The sequence below is a fragment of the Pseudonocardia zijingensis genome (genome assembly GCF_042657305.1).
GTDB classification, from domain to species: Bacteria; Actinomycetota; Actinomycetes; order Mycobacteriales; family Pseudonocardiaceae; genus Pseudonocardia; species Pseudonocardia zijingensis.
The window spans coordinates 339,509-355,950 of the sequence record NZ_JBHSKO010000001.1 but is presented as its reverse complement, the minus strand read 5'-3'; the positions used below and the strand labels follow the sequence as shown (position 1 = coordinate 355,950).

19 protein-coding genes and 1 pseudogene are annotated in these 16,442 nt (G+C 73.5%); 4 read left to right on the top strand and 16 right to left on the bottom strand.

Going from position 1 to position 16,442, the window contains the following annotated elements:
- Positions 1-144: 144 nt before the first annotated feature.
- Positions 145-1,581, bottom strand: coding sequence for a type VII secretion protein EccB (eccB, locus tag ACFPL3_RS02015; RefSeq protein ID WP_379588348.1), 1,437 nt, complete (start codon positions 1,579-1,581; stop codon positions 145-147).
- A gap of 124 nt (positions 1,582-1,705) precedes the next feature.
- Between eccB and ACFPL3_RS02010 the strand changes: the two genes are divergently transcribed.
- Positions 1,706-2,392, top strand: a complete 687-nt coding sequence (locus tag ACFPL3_RS02010) for a hypothetical protein (protein WP_343941334.1) — start codon at positions 1,706-1,708, stop codon at positions 2,390-2,392.
- 9 nt (positions 2,393-2,401) lie between these two features.
- On the opposite strand, the gene ACFPL3_RS02005 is transcribed toward ACFPL3_RS02010, so the two are convergent.
- The 12 genes from ACFPL3_RS02005 to infA all read right to left on the bottom strand — a co-directional run bounded on the left by ACFPL3_RS02005 (position 2,402) and on the right by infA (position 10,453).
- Complete coding sequence (locus ACFPL3_RS02005) at positions 2,402-3,346, bottom strand: isopenicillin N synthase family dioxygenase (protein ID WP_343941335.1); 945 nt, start codon at positions 3,344-3,346, stop codon at positions 2,402-2,404.
- Positions 3,343-3,798, bottom strand: a complete 456-nt coding sequence (locus tag ACFPL3_RS02000) for a nucleoside deaminase (RefSeq protein WP_343941336.1) — start codon at positions 3,796-3,798, stop codon at positions 3,343-3,345. The genes ACFPL3_RS02005 and ACFPL3_RS02000 overlap by 4 nt, the downstream gene beginning before the upstream one ends.
- A gap of 5 nt (positions 3,799-3,803) precedes the next feature.
- The gene (locus ACFPL3_RS01995; RefSeq protein WP_343941337.1) at positions 3,804-5,222 is read right to left on the bottom strand and encodes a purine-cytosine permease family protein; all 1,419 of its coding nucleotides are present in this window, start codon (positions 5,220-5,222) and stop codon (positions 3,804-3,806) included.
- A gap of 51 nt (positions 5,223-5,273) precedes the next feature.
- A complete protein-coding gene (locus ACFPL3_RS01990; RefSeq protein WP_343941338.1) occupies positions 5,274-5,519 on the bottom strand; it encodes a hypothetical protein in 246 nt (81 codons plus the stop codon).
- 177 nt (positions 5,520-5,696) lie between these two features.
- Complete coding sequence (truA, locus tag ACFPL3_RS01985; protein ID WP_343941454.1) at positions 5,697-6,488, bottom strand: tRNA pseudouridine(38-40) synthase TruA; 792 nt, start codon at positions 6,486-6,488, stop codon at positions 5,697-5,699.
- Positions 6,489-6,565: 77 nt separating this feature from the next.
- Positions 6,566-7,303: a 50S ribosomal protein L17, sunset domain variant gene (gene rplQ, locus ACFPL3_RS01980; protein WP_465269428.1), complete on the bottom strand. Its 738-nt coding sequence runs from the start codon at positions 7,301-7,303 to the stop codon at positions 6,566-6,568.
- Positions 7,304-7,305: 2 nt separating this feature from the next.
- On the bottom strand, positions 7,306-8,349 hold the full coding sequence (locus ACFPL3_RS01975) for a DNA-directed RNA polymerase subunit alpha (protein WP_343941339.1): 1,044 nt from the start codon (positions 8,347-8,349) through the stop codon (positions 7,306-7,308).
- A gap of 94 nt (positions 8,350-8,443) precedes the next feature.
- Positions 8,444-9,049, bottom strand: a complete 606-nt coding sequence (gene rpsD / locus ACFPL3_RS01970; RefSeq protein ID WP_343941340.1) for a 30S ribosomal protein S4 — start codon at positions 9,047-9,049, stop codon at positions 8,444-8,446.
- 19 nt (positions 9,050-9,068) lie between these two features.
- Positions 9,069-9,476, bottom strand: coding sequence for a 30S ribosomal protein S11 (gene rpsK, locus ACFPL3_RS01965; protein WP_343941341.1), 408 nt, complete (start codon positions 9,474-9,476; stop codon positions 9,069-9,071).
- The gene (gene rpsM / locus ACFPL3_RS01960; protein WP_343941342.1) at positions 9,476-9,856 is read right to left on the bottom strand and encodes a 30S ribosomal protein S13; all 381 of its coding nucleotides are present in this window, start codon (positions 9,854-9,856) and stop codon (positions 9,476-9,478) included. The genes rpsK and rpsM overlap by 1 nt, the downstream gene beginning before the upstream one ends.
- A gap of 157 nt (positions 9,857-10,013) precedes the next feature.
- Positions 10,014-10,127 carry a 50S ribosomal protein L36 gene (gene rpmJ, locus ACFPL3_RS01955; RefSeq protein ID WP_010148647.1) on the bottom strand — a complete coding sequence of 38 codons (114 nt, stop codon included), beginning with the start codon at positions 10,125-10,127 and terminating at the stop codon, positions 10,014-10,016.
- A gap of 104 nt (positions 10,128-10,231) precedes the next feature.
- Positions 10,232-10,453: a translation initiation factor IF-1 gene (gene infA / locus ACFPL3_RS01950; protein ID WP_028929190.1), complete on the bottom strand. Its 222-nt coding sequence runs from the start codon at positions 10,451-10,453 to the stop codon at positions 10,232-10,234.
- Positions 10,454-10,728: 275 nt separating this feature from the next.
- On the opposite strand from infA, the pseudogene ACFPL3_RS01945 reads away from it, so the two are divergent.
- From ACFPL3_RS01945 to ACFPL3_RS01935, 3 genes and pseudogenes are all read left to right on the top strand, one after another.
- Positions 10,729-12,007: pseudogene (locus tag ACFPL3_RS01945) on the top strand (MFS transporter).
- Positions 12,004-13,044: an NAD-dependent epimerase/dehydratase family protein gene (locus tag ACFPL3_RS01940; protein ID WP_379588347.1), complete on the top strand. Its 1,041-nt coding sequence runs from the start codon at positions 12,004-12,006 to the stop codon at positions 13,042-13,044. The pseudogene ACFPL3_RS01945 and the gene ACFPL3_RS01940 overlap by 4 nt, the downstream one beginning before the upstream one ends.
- Positions 13,041-13,967 carry an RNA polymerase sigma-70 factor gene (locus ACFPL3_RS01935; protein ID WP_343941344.1) on the top strand — a complete coding sequence of 309 codons (927 nt, stop codon included), beginning with the start codon at positions 13,041-13,043 and terminating at the stop codon, positions 13,965-13,967. Before ACFPL3_RS01940 ends, ACFPL3_RS01935 begins: the two co-directional genes overlap by 4 nt.
- A 3-nt stretch (positions 13,968-13,970) precedes the next feature.
- On the opposite strand, the gene ACFPL3_RS01930 is transcribed toward ACFPL3_RS01935, so the two are convergent.
- From ACFPL3_RS01930 to ACFPL3_RS01920, 3 genes are read right to left on the bottom strand one after another with little or no spacing between them, the layout of a single operon-like run.
- Positions 13,971-14,258 (bottom strand): hypothetical protein, encoded by a 288-nt coding sequence (locus tag ACFPL3_RS01930; RefSeq protein WP_343941345.1) that lies wholly within the window; start codon positions 14,256-14,258, stop codon positions 13,971-13,973.
- Positions 14,255-14,827, bottom strand: coding sequence for an RNA polymerase sigma factor (locus ACFPL3_RS01925; protein WP_343941346.1), 573 nt, complete (start codon positions 14,825-14,827; stop codon positions 14,255-14,257). Before ACFPL3_RS01925 ends, ACFPL3_RS01930 begins: the two co-directional genes overlap by 4 nt.
- The gene (locus ACFPL3_RS01920) at positions 14,824-16,311 is read right to left on the bottom strand and encodes a sodium:solute symporter family protein (protein ID WP_343941347.1); all 1,488 of its coding nucleotides are present in this window, start codon (positions 16,309-16,311) and stop codon (positions 14,824-14,826) included. Before ACFPL3_RS01920 ends, ACFPL3_RS01925 begins: the two co-directional genes overlap by 4 nt.
- Positions 16,312-16,442: the final 131 nt, after the last annotated feature.

The following is a 16,442-nucleotide window of genomic DNA, read 5'->3' as shown; positions in this document are numbered from 1 at the left end:
CCAGCACCACTACCGATGTGCCAGTCGTCGGGCGCCGCCATCCGCCGGCGGCCGACCCCACCCACACACCACCTCGCGGACCCACACACCGACTGCAACCGATGTGCCAGCACCACTACCGATGTGCCGGCCCTCGGAGCGCCGCTAGCCGCCCGGGAGGACGTCCACCACGCGCCCCGCGGCCGCCAGATCCAGGGTGGGGCCCGCCGGCAGCAGGCGCAGCGCGGCCTCCGGAGCGGGGGCGGCCGTCGTGATCCCGAGCGCGGCGGCCGTGGCCTCGTCCGCCACGCCGTGGGCAACGCCGCTGCCGGACACGAGCCACAGCGGTCCGGCGCCGGGCTCCCCACCCGGGCCGGTGGCGCGCACGGCCCCGCCGGGGCCGACGGCGACCGCGTCGACCCGGTCGCCGGGCCCGTCGGCCTGCGCCAGCTCCACCGGGGTGCGGCCGGCGAGGGGCGGGGCCGCACCGGTCCAGACGGATCCGGCCGGGTCGCCGCCCGCCGCCCAGGTCCAGCAGAGCACCGGGGCGTCGGCGGCCTCGGTGAGCCGCGGCGCCACGTCCGGCCAGCCCGCGACGGCCAGGTCCTCGACCACGGTGGTGCCGGCCAGCTCCGCGGCCCCGACGGGCAGGGGCGGGTCCGTGCCCGCGGCCGCACCCAGCAGGTCGGCGAGTACCGCGGGCACCTCCTGCACCCCGTCGGCGAGCACCACGTAGTGCTGCGGCGCGCCACCTGCGGGACGGGCGACGAGGACGTCGCCGATCCGGCCGGGCAGCCCGTCCGGTGAGCGCCGCCCACGCCCCGGGACGGCCGGGTTGGCCAGCGGCGGGCCCTCGGGCAGCAGCGACAGCAGGGCTGGCGCCACGGCCCTGGGCACGCGCCCGGTGATCCCCAGCGCCGCGGCCACCCGGCCGTCGGTCGCGTCGACTCGGTGGCGGCGGCCCGCCGTGACCAGCCACGTGGTGTCGTCGACGGCGAGCAGTACGCCCGCGTCGGCCGGGCCGGGCGGGAGCGGCGGGGCACCACCGATCACCGTGGTGGCGGTGAGCGCGCCCTCCGGGCTGACCGCGTCGCAGACGGCCCAGCCGGGCGGCACCGGCGGGCCGTCCGGGCGCGCGCCCAGCGCGCCGGGCACGGCAGCGGCGGGGGTGCGGGGCGCCCCGTCGAGGAGGGCGTCGGGAACCACCACCGGCGTGGCGGTGGCCGGGTCGGCGTCGCTGCTCCCGCCCGCGCGGAGCGCGGCGAGCACCAGGCGGGCGGCGGTCAGGTCGGCCACCGGGACGAGCCGGTCCGGGCCATGGGCCACGGCGTACATGGCGCCGGAACCTGCGCCGACCACCACGGCCTGACGCGCCCAGTCCGGCTGCGGGGACACCGCGGCGAACACAGCGGTGCCGCACAACCCGAGCAGCCCGAGCACCACCCCGGCCAGTGCGGCGCGGCGCTGCGCACGGATCTGCTCGTGCAGCGGCACCGGGTCGCCGCGCACCAGCGCCGCCTCGAGCCGCCGGAGGCCGAACCGGTACGCGTCGGCCTGGTCGCGGGTGGCCGGTGCCGGCACGAGGCTCGCACGGCGGGACACGGCCCGACGGTAGCCGCGTGGACCCACGCGGCGGGGCCGTTCGGGGAAATCCGCAGCACCCCCCAACCCCGGCGCCGCGGCGGCGGTCGTCCTGGATGTCCGCACCCGAGACCCGGAGGTTCCGATGTCCCGCCGCCACAGCTCCCGGATCGTCCGAGCCGTCGCCGCCGCGGTGATCGCCGGAACCGCCCTCGCGGGCTGCTCGGTGACCGTCGCGGGCGTCCCGCACGCCGCGCCGCAGACGAGTGCCCCGGTCATCACCCCGAGCGCGCCGCGCACCACCACTCCCGCGCCGCCGCGCACGAGCGCGCCGAACACCGCCGCGCCGGAGGACCCGGCGATGGCGCGGTGGATGGCCGATGGCTGGATCCCCCGCCCCCTCCTCCCGGTCGAAGACCGGTCCAGCGGGACCAGCGCGTGGATGTTCGGTCCGGCCGAGAAGACCTCGCTGTCGAGCGGCTCCTCGTACCGGGCGATCGGCGCGCCCGCGAGCGTCGTCAACACCTTCGCGGTGTTCCCGGTCCCCGACGGCTACCGGGCCGACGCCGGGAAGGCCGCCACGGCCACCGCGAACTCCACCGGGGGCCGGGTGGTCGACACCCGGCCGGTCATCGTGCAGGGCTACCGCGGGCTCGACGTGCGCATCGAGTTCGCCGACCAGCAGGGCCGCCCGCTCGTCGGGCTGGTCCGCTACGTGGAGATGCCGCGTTTCCTGGTGGGCATCGAGTCGGTGGGGTTGTCGAGCGACGAGCAGGTGCTCCAGGAGGTGCAGTCGGTCGTCGCCGGGAAGCTCACGTTCTCGGCGATCTGACCGGCGCGGCTATCCGACCGAGATGGCGTCGAGCCGCTCGCGCAGGAACGGCGCGGACACCACCGGGTCCAGGTCGGCTCGCCGTCCCAGGGGCGGCGTGAGCGGGGTGACCAGCGCGTCGTGGTCGAGCTCGAAGAAGAACACCAGTGAGACGAGTTCCTCGTCGGGGGCGTCCGGCTGGGGCGGGAGCACGCGGTGGCGGCCCGAGCGCCAGCGCAGCCCGGTCCAGTGCGCGAGCAGGTCGCCGATGTTCACGGTGAACGCGCTCGGGTCGTAGGGGGCGTCGGACCAGCCCGCGCCGTCGACGTCGACCTGCAGCCCGCCCGCTCCCGGTTCACGGTCGAGCACGGTGACGGTGCCGAAGTCGGTGTGGGCGCCGATGCGGAACTGGCCCGGCGCGGGGTGGCCGACCTCGGTGAGCGGCGGGTACCGGTTGATGTTGAACGTCCAGGTGGGGTTGCGCGCGAGCGAGGTGAGGGCGTCGCGCGGCAGGCCGAGGGCGTCGGCGCACATCTCGAGCAGCTCGCGGGACACCGCGGTCATCGCCGCCACGTACCGGCCGACCGCGACCTGCAGCTCGGGCACCTCGGCCGGCCAGACGTTCGGCGGGAACCACACCGCGTCGACGGCCGGGTCGCCGGTGGGCGTCTCCGGCCCGACGGCGAACGACTCCTTGAGGTCCGGTGGGGTCTCCTCGCCCTCGACGTTGCCGTTGGCCTCGACGCCGGGCGCGAGCCAGCCCCGCCCGCCGATCCGCACCGCGTACTGCTGCTTGACCTCGGTGGGGAGCGCGAAGAACCGGCGTGCCGCGGCGCGGACGTCGGCGCGCAGCGAGTCGTCGACGCCGTGGCCCGCCGCCAGCAGGAAGCCGGCCCGCTGGAGCGCCTCGTCCACCTTCGGCCCGATCGCGGGGTCGCCCGCGCGCCACGCCGCCAGGTCGATCGTGGGGATCATGCCGGGACACCTCCGATGTCCTCGTACCAGAGCTCGGGCCGGGCCGCGATGAAGTCGGTCATGAGCGCCGCACACCGCTCGTCGTCGAGCAGCGTGATCGTGACGCCGTGCTCGGCGAGCCAGTCGTGCCCGCCGGAGAACGTCCGCGCCTCGCCGATCACGACGGCGCCGATCCCGAACTGGCGCACGAGCCCCGAGCAGTACCAGCACGGGGACAGCGTGGTGACCATCACCGTGCTGCGGTAGTCGCGCTGGCGGCCCGCGGCCCGGAACGCGGCGGTCTCGGCGTGCATCGACGGGTCGTCGTCCTGCACCCGCCGGTTGTGGCCGCGCCCGAGGAGCGTGCCGTCGGCGGTGAACAGGGCGGCGCCGATCGGGATGCCGCCTTCGTCGAGGCCCGTCCTGGCCTCGGCGAGCGCGATCTCGAGCAGGTCGGTGGGGTCGGGAGCCACGGGCCTCACTCTGCGGGTCCCGCGGTGGTGGTGGCAAGTCTCCGGTCGAGGAGCGCGTACACGAGCGCCGCCAGCACGAACCCGACGATGAACGTGACGTCCCCGACGCCGGGCACCAGCCGCGGGACGAGGCCGGTGAACAGGGCCTGGTTCGAGAACAGCGGCACGGAGACGGCGATGCCGGCGACCAGCGCGATGACGCCCGCGTGGTTGCGGCGGGTGCGGTCGTAGAGCACCTCGACCGGAAGGCCGCGGCGGCGCAGGTACTGGTCGGTGAGCACGACGCCGAGCCACGGCCCGATCCAGTAGACGATGACGAGCAGGAACGCCTCGTAGCTGTGGGCGGCGTCGGCGAGGGCCACCAGCGCGATCAGGAAGCCGATCACGCCGAACGCGAGGGCGACCACCGCGCGGGCCCAGCGCAGCGGGACGTCCACCCCGGCGCTGAGGAAGGCCATCGAGCCCGAGTAGACGTTCAGGATGTTGGCCGCCACCGCGCCGAGGGCGATCGCCAGCAGCGTGAGCGCGGCGAGCGCGTCCGGCAGCACGCCGACGAACGCGGTGGTGGGGTTGTCGGACGCCGCGCCTGCCGCCGTCGTGGCGCTCACGGACGCGGCACCGACGATCATCAGCACGCTCGTGGAGCCGAAGAGCCCCAGCCCCGCGGCGAGGCCGGTGCGGGTGCGGGACGAGTCGGCGGGCAGGTAGCGCGCGTAGTCGGCCGCGTACGGCGTCCACCCCGCGGTGTAGCCCACGACCGCGCCCACGGTGAGGAGGAAGCCGCCGAGCCCGCCGGTGCCGCCGCCCTCGGGCACGAACGACGGGTCGGTCCGGGCGAGCACGATCACCGCGCCGATCGCGAACACGACCGCGAGCACGGGGAACGCGAACCGTTCGAAGGCCTGCACGAGGTTGTGCCCGACGAACGCGACCGCGATCTGGACGACCACCACGGCCACCAGCCATCCCGGGGCGGGCAGGCCGGTGAGGGACTCCAGCGCGAACGCGGCGCTGACGCTGTTCACGGCGAACCAGCCGAATCCGGACGTGATCGTCATCAGCGCCGACGGGACGGCGTTGCCGCGGTAGCCGAACGCCGAGCGGCCCAGCACCATCTGCGGCACGCCGATCGACGGGGCCCGGGCCGACAGCGCCCCGTGGGCCAGTGCCGAGAGCGCGTTCCCGAGCAGGATCGCGGCCACGGCCTGCGCGAAGGTCAGCCCGAACGCCGAGACGGACAGCACGCCGAGGAAGATCGTGGCGAACTCGAGGTTGGGCGACGTCCAGGTCCAGAACAGCTGGCGGGGCCGCCCGTGCCGCTCGGCGGCCGGGATGGGCTCGTTGCCGCCGGGCTCGACGGCGGCCACCCGATCGCCGTAGTCGCGGCCGGCGGCGGTGGCGCTGGGTGAGGGCTCGGCGGTCACCGCTCCACTTTCGATCACGGGCGCCGCGGCGGCAACACCACCGCGGCAGGGTTAACGCCGATGTTCGCTGTCGCGCACCACGGTGAGGTCGAGCGCCCGCAGGATGGCCTGCATCTGCTCGGCCGCGGGCCGCCCGCGGCGCTCCCGCAGCTGGTGTACGGCCTGGTCGAGCTGGGCCGGCGTGACGGTGCGTGCGGCGCGCAGGTCGGCCACGTGGCGCTTGCCGACGTCCGGGGAGACGCCCCCGCAACAGGCGGTGGCGCGTTCCGGCCCCCCGAGCCGGACCTCAGGCGTCATCGTCAAGGCGTCTCCATTCGCAGGGGGCGCAACGGGTGAGGCTCGAACCTTCGGGTGAAGGTCGCCGGTCGGCGTTACGGTACGTGTTGTGTCCCGTGGTGTGAATTGCCGAGGGGCAAATTCCAAGCGTCGGGCCGGTGGAGCGACCGAACCTGACCCGATCGGGTGAACCGGCTCTCAGCTCGGCGGCACGCGCAGGCGCCGGGTGGCTGCGGAGCGGGCGGCGAGCTCGTCGGCCGGGGGGTAGTCGACGGCCACCAGCGTGAGGCCGTGGGCGGGCGCCACGGGCACCTCGCTCGCCCGCTCGGACCGGTGCAGCAGCGAGGCGGGCCAGTCGGGGGTGCGGCGCCCGCGCCCGACGTCGAGGAGCGCGCCGACGAGGCTGCGCACCATCGAGTGGCAGAACGCGTCGGCCGACACCGCGGCCTGCGCGACGCCGTCGGTGTCGCGGGTCCACGTGAGCTGCTGCAGCCCGCGCACCGTGGTGGCGCCCTCGCGGCGCTTGCAGAACGCGGCGAAGTCGTGTTCCCCCAGCAGTGCGTCGGAGGCGGCCTGGACGGCGGCGAGGTCGAACGGGTGCGGCCAGGAGAGCGTGTCGCGCGCACGCAGCGGCTCGGCGCCGTACGGGGTGGTGGCGACGCGGTACCGGTAGTGGCGGCGCAGCGCGGAGAAGCGGGCGTCGAATTCGGCGGGCACCGGGGTGACGGCGCGCACGCGCACGTCGGGGGGCAGCAGCCGCGCGAGCCGGCGCACCAGCCATTCCGGTTCCGGTCCGGACGCGAGGTCGGCGTGGGCCACCTGGCCGGTGGCGTGGACGCCTGCGTCGGTGCGCCCGGCCACCGTGAGCGCCACCGGTTCGCGCAGGACGACACCGAGCGCGTCCTCGAGCACACCGCACACCGTGCGGCGCCCGGGCTGGCGCGCCCAGCCGGAGAAGTCGGTGCCGTCGTAGGCGATGTCGAGCCGCAACCGCGACACCGGTCGAACGCCGTCGAGCCCGCCACCCTGGTGGGCGGCGGGCTCGACGGTGTGGTGCTGGTGCGTGATCAGGACTCCTCGGAGCCGTCGTCCTCACGCTGGGAGGCGGGCAGCTGGAAACCGGCGGCCTCGGCGGCCTCCGGCGTGGCGAACCAGACCTCGGCCACCGTGCGGTCGTAGTGCGCCGACCCGGGGACGTGGTACAGCTTCGAGTCCTCGTTGCCCTTGATCGGGAAGCCCTCCGGGGCCTCGGACGGGTCGTCCAGCGGGGCGTGGCTGCCCTCGCCGTACGGCGCGTCCTCGGTGGAGGCGCTCTCCTCGACGGCCTCGGTGGTGTCAGCCGCGGTGGTGTCCTCCGCCGGCGTGGTGTCCTCGGCCGGAGCCGGGGCGGTCGCCGCCTGCTGGGACGCCGCGACCCGGCGGGCCCGGTCGGCCTCGTCGGTGACGGTGCGCTGCGAGACCAGCTCGATCACGGCCATGGGGGCGTTGTCGCCCTTGCGCGGCAGCGTCTTGGTGATCCGCGTGTAGCCACCGTTGCGGTCGGAGAAGAACGGCCCGATCTCCTCGACGAGCCGGTGCACGACCGACTTGTCGCGGATGACCTTCATGATCTCCCGGCGGTTGTGCAGGTCGCCCCGCTTCGCCTTGGTGATCAGCCGCTCCGCGTACGGCCGCAGCCTGCGGGCCTTGGCCTCCGTGGTGGTGATCCGGCCGTGCTCGAAGAGCGCCGTGGCCAGGTTGGCCAGGATCAGCCGCTGGTGCGCGGGCGACCCGCCGAGGCGGGGCCCCTTGGTGGGCTGAGGCATGGCTACAGCTGCTCCGTTTCTGCGTAGTCCTGGCCGTCGTCCCCGAAGTGGTCGGGGTCGAACGCCTCGGACCCGTACTCGACGGCCGCGGCCGACGGGTCGAATCCGGGCGGGCTGTCCTTGAGCGCGAGCCCGAGGCCGACGAGCTTCATCTTGACCTCGTCGATGGACTTGGCGCCGAAGTTGCGGATGTCGAGCAGGTCGGCCTCGCTGCGGCCCACCAGCTCGCCCACGGTGTGGATGCCCTCGCGCTTGAGGCAGTTGTACGAGCGGACCGTGAGGTCCAGCTCCTCGATCGGCATCGCGAAGGCCGCGATGGTGTCGGCCTCCTGCGGCGACGGGCCGATCTCGATGCCCTCGGCGTCGGTGTTGAGCTCGTGGGCGAGCCCGAACAGCTCCACCAGGGTCTTGCCGGCCGATGCCAGCGCGTCCCGCGGGGTGATCGAGGGCTTGGTCTCGACGTCGAGCACCAGCTTGTCGAAGTCGGTGCGCTGCTCGACGCGGGTGGCCTCGACCTTGTAGGTGACCTTCAGCACCGGCGAGTAGATCGAGTCGACCGGGATGCGGCCGATCTCGGCGCCGGTGGCCTTGTTCTGCATGGCCGGCACGTAGCCGCGACCCCGCTCGACGACGAGCTCCACCTCGAGGCGGCCCTTGTCGTTGAGGGTGGCGATGTGCAGGTCCGGGTTGTGCACGGTGACACCGGCGGGCGGCACGATGTCGCCCGCGGTGACGGTGCCGGGGCCCTGCTTGCGCAGGTACATCGTGACCGGCTCGTCCTCCTCGGAGCTGACGACGAGCTCCTTGAGGTTCAGGATGATGTCGGTGACGTCCTCCTTGACCCCGGGCACGGTGGTGAACTCGTGCAGGACGCCGTCGATGCGGATGCTCGTGACGGCGGCGCCGGGGATGGAGGAGAGCAGCGTGCGCCGGAGCGAGTTGCCCAGCGTGTAGCCGAAGCCCGGCTCCAGCGGCTCGATGACGAACCGGGAACGGGTGTCGACGACCGTTTCCTCGGTGAGGGTGGGGCGCTGAGAGATCAGCATGGTGTGGTGCCTCCTAACACCCTGCGGCAACCGCTATTTGATGCCGCAGTGAGGGCCCCCGGTCCCACCCTGCGGGACCGGGGGAGCTCGAGCGCTACTTGGAGTAGAGCTCGACGATCAGCTGCTCGTTGACCTGCGTGTCGATCTGGGCCCGCTCGGGGAGCTGGTGCACCAGGATGCGCAGGTTCGAGGGGACGACCTGGAGCCACGCGGGGACCGGGCGGTCACCGAGGAGCTCCTTGGCGATGATGAACGGGTCGGTGCCGAGCGACTTGGGCCGCACGTCGATGATGTCCCACTTCGACACCCGGTAGCTGGGGATGTTCACCTTCTGGCCGTTGACCAGGAAGTGCCCGTGGCTGACGAGCTGCCGGGCCATCCGCCGGGTGCGGGCGAGACCCGCCCGGTACACGACGTTGTCCAGCCGGGACTCGAGGATCTGCAGCAGGTTGTCACCGGTCTTGCCCTGGCGACGGTTGGCTTCCTCGTAGTAGCGGCTGAACTGCTTCTCCAGCACGCCGTAGGCGAACTTCGCCTTCTGCTTCTCCTGCGACTGCAGGAGGAACTCCGTCTCCTTGATCCGGATCCGGCCGTGCTGGCCGGGCGGGTAGGGACGGCGCTCGAACGCCTGGTCGCCGCCGACGAGGTCGACCTTCAGCCGGCGGGACTTGCGGGTCATGGGGCCGGTGTAACGAGCCATGTCTTGTTACTCCCTTCCCCTAGACCCGGCGCCGCTTGGGCGGACGGCAGCCGTTGTGCGGCTGCGGGGTGACGTCGGAGATCGTGCCGACCTCGAGGCCGGCTGCCTGCAGCGAACGGATCGCGGTCTCCCGGCCGGAACCGGGGCCCTTCACGAACACGTCGACCTTCTTCATGCCGTGCTCGGCGGCCTTGCGCGCGGCGTTCTCGGCGGCCATCTGCGCCGCGAACGGCGTGGACTTGCGCGAGCCCTTGAAGCCGACGTGGCCGGCCGAGGCCCACGCGATGACGGCACCGGCGGGGTCGGTGATCGAGACGATCGTGTTGTTGAACGTGCTCTTGATGTGGGCCTGGCCCACGGCGACGTTCTTCTTCTCCTTGCGGCGGACCTTCTTGGGCCCGGCCGCAGCGCGGCTGCGGGGCGGCATTACTTCTTACCTGCCTTCTTCTTGCCGGCGACCGTCTTCTTCGGACCCTTGCGGCCGCGGGCGTTGGTCTTGGTGCGCTGGCCGCGCACCGGCAGGCCCCGGCGGTGCCGGATCCCCTGGTAGCAGCCAATCTCGATCTTGCGCCGGATGTCGGCCTGCACCTCACGGCGCAGGTCGCCCTCGACGCGGTAGTTGTTCTCGATGTACTCGCGGAGGGCGGCGACGTCCTCGTCGGTGAGGTCCCGGGAGCGCAGGTCCGGGCTGATGCCCGTGGCCTCCAGGATCTCCTTGGACCGGGTGCGCCCGATCCCGTAGATGTAGGTCAGCGCGATCTCCATCCGCTTCTCGCGGGGGAGGTCGACGCCGGACAGGCGTGCCATGCGGCGTGGTTCTCCTCTGTCGTGTTCGCCAGGTCTGCCCAGCGCCCGCCCCGGATGCTGCGATCCGGGCCCCGGCCTGGTTCCGGGGGTGGTGGCGCCCGTGTGGCGCGGTAGGTGCGCTGGGTTCCTCTTCAGGTGTGCCGCGACTTTGAGGTGATCAGCCCTGGCGCTGCTTGTGGCGCAGGTTCTCGCAGATCACCATGACCCGCCCGTGACGGCGGATCACCTTGCACTTGTCGCAGATCTTCTTGACGCTCGGCTGGACCTTCACGTCCGTCGCTCTCTCGTTGGTCTGGTCGTCACGTCATCGCCTCGCTGGCGCTCGGCGCCGACATGACGTGCGTGCTGTGTCGGATGGTGACTTCGCAAGCTCCGTCACTTGTAGCGGTAGACGATGCGGCCGCGGGTCAGGTCGTACGGCGACAGCTCGACCACGACCCGGTCCTCGGGGAGGATCCGGATGTAGTGCTGACGCATCTTGCCGCTGATGTGTGCGAGGACCCGGTGTCCGTTCTCCAGCTCCACGCGGAACATCGCGTTCGGCAGGGGCTCGACGACCCGGCCCTCGACCTCGATCGCCCCGTCCTTCTTGGCCATGTCCTCCGCGTTCCGTGACAGGTGGACGTACTCTTGTTCCGTACTCGGGCACGTCGTTGCTCCGGGACCGTGGGGTGCGGGAGGCACGACGGAACCGGCGCCAGGTAGGCGCGCCGAAACACCAGTGTACGACCGCGCTCCACGGGCGCGCACACGGGGTGAGCGGGGCCGGGGCACCGGGCCGCAAATGGGATGAAGCCGTCGGGGCGTGACGTTACCGTCGCCGACGCAACTCTTGACCTCCACCCGCCTTCATGTCGTCCCGTGGATCCGTGATGAAGCCCGCCACCCGCCTGCCCCGGCCGCTGCGCCCGTTCCGCCACCGGGAGTACCGGCTGCTGGCCGGCTCGATGGCGGCCTCGCTGTTCGCGAGCGGACTGTGGCTCGTCGCCTGCGTGTACCAGGTCATCGCGCTCGGCGGGGGGCCTGCCGAGCTCTCCGTGGTGGCCACGGCCACGGCGGTCGGCCTGCTGGTCAGCGCGCTGGTCGGCGGCGTCGCGGCCGACCGCCTGCCCCGACGCGCCCTGCTGCTCGGCGTCGAGGGCGTGCGGGTCGCCGCGGCCGGCACGGCGGGCGTGCTGGCCGTCACGGGAGCGCTGCAGCTGTGGCACCTCGCCGTGATCGCGTTCGTGCTCGGCGCGGCGGAGGCGTTCTTCTTCCCGGCGTACTCGGCGATCCTGCCCACCCTGCTGCCCGCCGACGAGCTGCTCGCCGCCAACGGCGTCGAGGGCACCCTGCGCCCGGTGGCCCAGCAGGCGCTCGGCCCGGCCCTCGCCGGTGCGCTGGTCGGCGCGTTCGCCCCGAGCAGCGCGCTGCTGCTCACCGGTGCCGTCCACGCGGTCGCCGCGGTCACGCTGCTGGCGATGCGCCGCGTGGCCGTTGTGGCGCCGGCGGAGCGCACGTCGGTGCTCGGCGACCTCGCCGAGGGCTTCCGCTACCTGTTCCGCACGGGCTGGCTGTTCGCCACGCTCGCGTTCGCCTCCCTCTACGTGCTCGTGCTGATCGGGCCGCTCGAGGTGCTCCTGCCGTTCGCCGTGCGCGACCAGACCGGCGGCGGGGCGAGCAGCTTCGCCCTCGTCCTCGGCGCGTTCGGGGTGGGCGGGGCGGTCGGGTCGATCGTCGTGTCGTCGTGGCGGCTGCCGCGCCGCTACCTCACCACGATGAACCTCCTGTGGGGCGCGGGCGCCGCCCCGCTCGCCCTCATCGGGCTCACCACGCAGCTGTGGTCATGGCGGTGGCCGCCTTCGTCGTGGGGTTCACGGGCGCAGCCGCCATGGTCATCTGGGGCACGCTCCTGCAGCGGCGCGTCCCGCCCCACCTGTTGGGCCGGGTGTCGAGCCTCGACTTCTTCGTGTCGCTCGCCCTCAGCCGGTCTCGATGGCCGTGGCCGGCCCGGTGGGCGAGCTGATCGGCATCCCGATGACGTTCGTGGTGGCGGGGCTCGTACCTGTATTCCTCGCCGTGGCCGCCGTCCTCGGCTGGCGCCTGCCCGCGGACGAGATCGCCCACCCACTCGACAGCCACGAGGAGGCCGGCCCGCTCGCCGCCGCATGACGCAGGTCACTGTCACTGGCCGTCCCGGCACCTCGTCTTCGGTGGCGAGAGAGTCGCAGGAGTGGGAGGAGACGGTGATGAAGGTCTTCGTCGCAGGCGGAACGGGTGCGCTGGGCCGGCGGCTGGTGCCGCAGCTGGTGGCGGGCGGGCACGAGGTGACCGCGACGACCCGCAGCGCGGCCAAGGTCGGCGAGCTGCAGGCGCTCGGCGCCCGCGCGGTGGTGCTCGACGGGCTGGACGGCGCCGCGGTCGGTCAGGCGGTCGCGCAGGCGCAGCCGGACGTCGTCGTGCATCAGATGACCGCGATCTCGGCGGAGGCGGACCTGCGCCGGTTCGACCGCTGGTTCGCAGGCACCAACGCGCTGCGGACGGAAGGCACCCGGCACCTGCTCGCCGCGGCGCAGGCCAGTGGGGTCGCGAAGTTCGTCGCGCAGAGCTACACCGGGTGGACCAGCAGCCGGTCCGGCCCGGCGGTCGCCACGGAGGACGACCCCCTCGACCCCGAACCCGCGAAGGCGCAGCGCGAGAGCATGGCCGCCATCCGCTTCGTGGAGCGCGCCGTGCCCGAGGCACCGCTCACCGGCATCGTCCTGCGCTACGGCAACTTCTACGGGCCGGGCGCGTCGGAGTCGATGATCGACATCGTGCGGGCGCGCAAGATGCCGGTGGTCGGTGCGGGCAGCGGGATCTGGTCGTTCATCCACCTCGACGACGCCGCCGCCGCTACGGTCGCCGCTGTGGAGCGGGACGTGCCTGCGGGCATCTACAACGTCGTCGACGACGACCCGGCGTCCGTGGCGGAGTGGCTGCCGCAGCTCGCCGAGGCGGTGGGCGCGAAGCCGCCGCTGCGGCTGCCGGTATGGCTCGCGCGCCCGCTCGCGGGTGAGGTCGTGGTGCGCTGGATGACCGAGGGCCGGGGCTCGTCCAACGAGAAGGCGAAGCGCGAGCTGGGCTGGCAGCCGCGGTGGGCCAGCTGGCGCGACGGCTTCCGGCACGGCCTGACCGACGCCGCCGCACCCCGGTCGGCCCGCGGATGAGCGAGCCCGACGAGCCGCCGGAGGCACTGCGCCCGCTGCTGTTCTCGATCGCCTACCGGATGCTCGGCACGGTCAGCGACGCCGAGGACGTCGTGCAGGAGACGTACCTGCGCCACCAGCGGGCGCTCGCCGAGGGCACCCGGATCGAGTCGACGCGGGCCTACCTGTCGGCGGTGGCCACCCGGCTGTCGATCGACCACCTGCGCTCGGCCCGGGTGCGGCGCGAGTCGTATGTCGGGCAGTGGCTGCCCGAGCCGCTGCTCACCGACGACAGCGAGGACCCGGCCGGGCACGCCGAGCAGGCCGATTCGCTGTCCATGGCATTCCTCCTCGTGCTGGAGCGGCTCAACCCGGTGGAGCGGGCCGTGTTCCTGCTCCATGACGTGTTCGGCTACGGCTACGACGAGGTGGCCTCGATCGTCGGCAAGAGCGAGGCGAACAGCCGCCAGCTCGCCACGCGCGCCCGCAGGCACCTCGAGGAGAGCAGGCGGCGGTTCGACGCCACCCGCGAGGAGCAGCGGCAGCTCGCCGAGCGCTTCTTCGCCGCGGTCAGCGACGGCGACCTGGACGCGCTGGTGGGCACGCTCGCCGCCGACGTCGTGGTCTACGGCGACGGGGGCGGCAAGGCGCCGCAGTGGATGGTGCCGATCGCCGGGGTCGACAAGGTGTCGCGCCTGTTCGCCTCCATCGGCAGCCAGATGCGCGAGGTGGGCGTCACCATCCGCCCGCGCGAGATCAACGGGCAGCCGGGGGCGCTGGTGCTCGACCCGGAGGGGCGGATCACGAACGTCTTCGTCCTGGACGTGGCCGACGGCGCGGTGCAGACCATCCGGTCGGTGATCAACCCGGACAAGCTCCACCACCTCGGGCCCGTGGCCGACGTGCGCGCCCTCATGAGGAAGCTCCGGTCGCGGGCGGAGTGACGGTCAGGGTTGGCCGATCCGGTCGACCTGCCCCGGCGCCACCGGGCCCTCCACCTGGTCGGAGAAGATCACGTGCGTGTTCGGGTCGGCCTGGCTGAGCGCCCAGAGCCCCACGGCGTCGGCGGCGGTGAACACCAGTGCGGCGAGGACGGCGAGCACGAGCCGCCTGCGCCGGTAGCGCCGCCGCCAGCCGGCGCTGGCCCGCCGGTAGGCCTCCGGGTCGGCACGCACACCCGAGGCGAGTGCGTCGAACGCCTCGCGGAGCCGTTCGTCGGCGCCTGGTGTGGTCATCTGCGCTCCTCGAGCACGCGCGACAGCGCGGCCATCCCCCGGGAGACGTGCACCTTGACCGACCCCGCCGTGATGCCCATCGCCGCCGCGATCTCACTCTCCCGCAGGTCGAGCCAGAACCGTAACACCAACGCCTCCCGTTGCCGGGCCGGTAGCGCGCGCACCGCGTCCACCAGCGCCTTCTGGTCGTCCCGCAGCACGGCGTGCTCCTCGCCGGATGCCTCGTGCTGGGGTTCGTCGCCGTTCTTCGCGGCGTGCTTGCGCACCACCTGCAGGTGCCGGATGCGCATCCGCGTCAGGTTGACGACCACCGAACGCAGGTACGTCGCCGCCGCCTCCGGGCTGCGCAGCCGCCGCCAGCGGCGGTAGAGCTGGTAGAACGCCTCCGCGACGACGTCCTCGGCGTCGTCGGCGCCCAGCAGCACGGCCAGCCGCACGAGCGGCAGGTGGTGCACCTCGAACAGCGCCGCGATCGCCTCCTCGCGTTCGCGGTCGGGGTCGGGACGCGCAGCGGCGTCGGGCACGGCGTCGGGCACGGGGGCGCGGACACCGGCGCGGGCGTCCTTCACGAGGCCACCCCCGTGCGCGGCATGCCGCGACCGGAGAACACGGGGGTGAGCAGCGCGGCGACGGCGAGGTTCACCGCGAGGGCCACGACGGCGACGTAGAGCAGCACGGGCCCGATCGCGACCACGGAGGTGAAGCCGCCCGTCACCGCGAGCACGGTGCCGACCAGCATCCCGGCGGCCCACCCGGCGAGCAGCGCCGAGCGGTGCCACCAGCCGGTGAACAGGCCCAGCGCGACGGCCGGGAACGTCTGCAGGATCCAGATCCCGCCGAGCAGCTGCAGGTTGATGGCGTCCTGCTCGCGCAGGCCGAAGACGAACGCGAGCGCGGCCACCTTCGCGAGCAGCGACACCCAGCGCCCCACCCGCACCTCGTGCTTCGGCGTGGCGTGCGGGAGGAAGAACTCGACGTAGACGTTGCGGGTGAACAGCGCCGCCACCGCCACCGACATGACCGCCGCCGGCACGAGCGCGCCCACGACGAGCGCCCCGAACACCGCGCCGCTGACCAGTTCCGGCAGCAGTTCCCGCACCAGCAGCGGCACGGCGACCTCGGCGTTGCCCACCGGCGCGACGATGCCCGCGGCCAGCGCCGCGATGCCGAGCAGCCCGAAGAGGCCGAGGACGAACGTCCACGCGGGCATGGCGACGGCGCTGCGGCGCAGAGTGGCGGGGCCGTCGGCGGCGAACGCTGCGGTGAGCACGTGCGGGTACATCGGCAGGGCGAGCGCGGACCCGAGCGCCAGCGTGGCGAACGCCGGGTGCAGGGCCGGGTCGAGCAGCATCCCGGTGCCCCCGCCCGCGCGCAGCTGCCGGTCGGCGCCGTCGAACACCGCGGCGAACCCGCCGACCCGTCCGACCGCCACCGCCAGCACGCCGACCGCGGCGCCGAACACGAGCACGCCCTTGACCAGCGAGATCACGGCCGGGGCGCGCAGCCCGCTGCGGAACGTCGCGCCGGCCAGGACGGCGAAGACCGCGGTGAGGACCAGGTCTCCCGCCAGGCCGTCCGGGTACAGGCCGCCGGCGGTGAGGACCGCGCGCACCCCCAGCAGCTGCAGCGCGATGTAGGGCATCGTGGCCAGCACCCCGGTGAGCGCCACCACGAGCATCAGGGCCGGCGAGTCGTAGCGCGCACGCACGTAGTCGGCCACGGTGACCGCTCCGGTCTGCCGCGCCGCCGCCCACAGCCGGGGCAGCAGCACGAACAGCACCGGGCAGAGGATCACGGTGTAGGCCAGCGGGAAGAAGCCCAGCGCTCCCGTGCCGTAGGCGAGGCCGGGCACGGCGGCGAACGTGTACGCGGTGAAGATCGAGCCGCCGAGCAGGAACCACGTGACCACGGTGCCGAACCGCCGGTCGCCCAGTGCCCACCCCTCCAGGTGCGGCAGCACCTCGCGGCGGTGGAACCAGCGCGCCGAGAACGCCACCGCCGACGTTCCGCCGAGCACGGCGAGGAACGCGAGTGTGGCCAGCGGCTCGTCCATGGCCCTCACACCTCATCAGGCGTTCCCGCCCGTGTCCATGCCCGGCAGCCGGGGATCACGCGGGAAAGTGCACTCCGGTTGTCAACCGGACGACACGCATCCGCAACTACTGCTCGGACCGCGGCGACGGC